Annotated in this window: 1 protein-coding gene; it reads left to right on the forward strand. The window is 58.8% G+C overall.

What is annotated here, in order from left to right:
* Positions 1–102: 102 nt before the first annotated feature.
* The coding region (locus ACP7DW_RS28655; RefSeq protein ID WP_426057772.1) for a transposase at positions 103–747 on the forward strand (645 nt) is incomplete at its 3' end.

The raw sequence follows: 747 nt of genomic DNA on the forward strand, positions 1-747 counted from the left end.
GCACTCTTTGTAGCAAACATCATCTAACTGGGACAGGAGGACACTGCCATGATGATGAATGCTGTGGTATCGCACTGCGCAAAAATCAGCCCGCTGACTGTAATGGCAAGGCTGGCGCTGCAACGTGCCCTCGATCCTGCTTGGGTCGATGCACTTTTCGAGCGTGAACGTGGCGCCCAATACCAGAGGGAGCTACTGTTCTCGACGACAGTCGAACTGATGTCCGTGGTCGCAGTTGGGCTGCGGCCATCGCTTCACGCTGCAGCGCAGGCTTACCCCGATTTGCCTGTTTCGGTGCAAGCTTTATACGACAAGGTCAAGCATACCGAGCCGAACCTGGTACGGGCTCTGGTCACCGGCAGCGTCGAGCGCCTTGGCGATGTGATCACGCCATTTTTGCAGGGGAATGCACCGCTGGTTCCGGGTTACCGCACCCGAATCGTGGACGGTAACCATTTGCCTGCAAGCGAAAAGCGGTTGAAGCCTTTACGCGCCTTTCGCGGCGCCGCAATGCCTGGCCAGTCCCTTGTGGTGTATGACCCTGATTCGGGCCTGGTCGTCGATATGGAGCCTTGCGAAGATGCACACTCGCAGGAACGCGCCGTGATGCCGCCGTTGCTAGAGCGTTCGCATCCGGGCGACCTGTGGATTGCTGATCGCAACTTCAGCACGCGCATGATCCTGTCCGAATGGGATCGCCGTGGGTGTGCCTTCATCGTGCGTGAGCACGGTCGTACGCCCAATCCG

Source organism: Janthinobacterium sp. PSRC1-1 (genome assembly GCF_049897525.1).
Classification (GTDB): Bacteria; Pseudomonadota; Gammaproteobacteria; order Burkholderiales; family Burkholderiaceae_D; genus Janthinobacterium; species Janthinobacterium tructae.